Raw genomic sequence first — 1,871 nt, forward strand, 5'->3', positions numbered from 1 at the left:
TCGCGCACCTTGCCAGCGACGACGGACCCGTCGACACCCGCGTTCTGCGCGATCTGGCGCAGCGGCGATTCGAGCGCCTTGCGCACGATGGCGATCCCGGCGTTCTGGTCGCTGTTCACGCCGGTCAGGCCGTCCAGCGCCTTGCCCGCCTGGATCAGGGCCACACCGCCGCCGACGACGATACCTTCCTGCACGGCTGCACGGGTCGCGTTCAGGGCGTCATCGACGCGGTCCTTGCGCTCTTTCACTTCGACTTCGGTCATGCCGCCAACGCGGATGACGGCCACGCCGCCCGCCAGTTTCGCCACACGCTCCTGCAGCTTCTCGCGGTCGTAATCGCTCGTCGTGTCCTCGATCTGCTGACGGATCTGGGCCACGCGCGCCTGAATCTCGGCCTTGTCGCCCGCGCCGTCGATGATCGTGGTGTTGTCCTTGGTGATGGACACTTTCTTCGCCCGGCCCAGCATGTCGATGCCGACGTTTTCCAGCTTCATGCCGAGGTCATCGGAAATCACCTGACCACCGGTCAGGATCGCGATGTCCTGCAGCATGGCCTTGCGACGGTCGCCAAAGCCCGGCGCCTTGACGGCGGCGATCTTCAGACCGCCACGCAGCTTGTTGACGACGAGCGTCGCCAAAGCCTCGCCTTCCACGTCTTCCGAGATGATCAGCAGCGGCTTCTGCGACTGGATCACGGCTTCCAGCAGCGGCACCATCGGCTGCAGCGACGACAGCTTCTTTTCGTGCAGCAGGATCATCACGTCTTCCAGGTCCGCGATCATCTTGTCGGCATTGGTCACGAAGTAGGGCGACAGGTACCCACGGTCGAACTGCATGCCCTCGACGACTTCGGTTTCCGTTTCCAGACCCTTGTTTTCCTCGACGGTGATCACACCCTCGTTGCCGACCTTCTGCATCGCATCCGCGATCTGACGGCCGATCTCGGTCTCGCCGTTCGCGGAAATCGTGCCGACCTGCGCCACTTCGGCGCTGTCCGAAACCGGACGGGCCGCAGCCTTGATCGCCGCCACGACCTTGGTCGTTGCCAGATCGATGCCGCGCTTCAGGTCCATCGGGTTCATTCCGGCGGCGACGGCCTTCAGGCCTTCCTTGATGATCGCTTGTGCCAGAACGGTCGCGGTCGTGGTGCCGTCGCCCGCTTCGTCATTGGTGCGGGAAGCGACTTCCTTCACCATCTGCGCGCCCATATTCTCGAACTTGTCCAGCAGTTCGATTTCCTTGGCAACCGTCACACCGTCCTTGGTGATGCGCGGTGCGCCGAAGGACTTCTCGATCACGACGTTGCGGCCTTTCGGGCCTAGTGTGACCTTCACGGCATCGGCGAGGATGTTCACGCCGCGCAGCATGCGGTCGCGGGCATCGGTGTCAAACTTGACGTCTTTTGCAGCCATTTCAAAGACTCCTAAATCTCAGGATTTCGGTAGGGTGCGTGGTTCCACGCACCATCGGAAAACAGCCTCAGGCGATAACGCCGAGAATGTCGCTTTCCTTCATGATCAGCAGCTCCTGGCCGTCGATCGTCACTTCGGTGCCCGACCATTTGCCGAACAGCACCCGGTCGCCCGCCTTAACCGACGGCGCGATCAGCTCGCCCGAATCCTTGCGCGCGCCCGGACCGACCGCAATCACTTCGGCCTCGGCCGGCTTTTCCTTGGCAGTATCGGGGATGATGAGCCCGCCCTTGGTCTTTTCTTCGCCTTCGATGCGGCGCACCAATACGCGGTCATGCAGCGGTTTGAATGCCATCTGGGTACACTCCCTTGAGTTCCAGGTTGAGTTTCTTAGCACTCACTCAAAGCGAGTGCTAACGTGCCGTCAGTTAGGCACCACGCGCGTCTGAGTCAACACCG

General features: G+C 62.2%; 2 protein-coding genes. Both read right to left on the bottom strand.

Translation table 11 applies throughout. The annotated features are described in order from the left end of the window. Positions 1-1,412, bottom strand: a 1,412-nt coding sequence (gene groL / locus ACRCSW_RS08360; protein WP_438704167.1) for a chaperonin GroEL, incomplete at its 3' end; no start/stop codon positions are given. A gap of 67 nt (positions 1,413-1,479) precedes the next feature. After that, on the bottom strand, positions 1,480-1,767 hold the full coding sequence (locus ACRCSW_RS08365; RefSeq protein ID WP_438704168.1) for a co-chaperone GroES: 288 nt from the start codon (positions 1,765-1,767) through the stop codon (positions 1,480-1,482). Positions 1,768-1,871: the final 104 nt, after the last annotated feature.

Source organism: Tabrizicola sp., assembly GCF_051645465.1.
Classification (GTDB): domain Bacteria; phylum Pseudomonadota; class Alphaproteobacteria; order Rhodobacterales; family Rhodobacteraceae; genus Tabrizicola.

What these genes read in the sequence shown, in the direction of transcription:
- ACRCSW_RS08365 (WP_438704168.1), bottom strand. Translation starts at nt 1,767, where the DNA reads ATGGCATTCAAACCGCTGCATGACCGCGTATTGGTGCGCCGCATCGAA.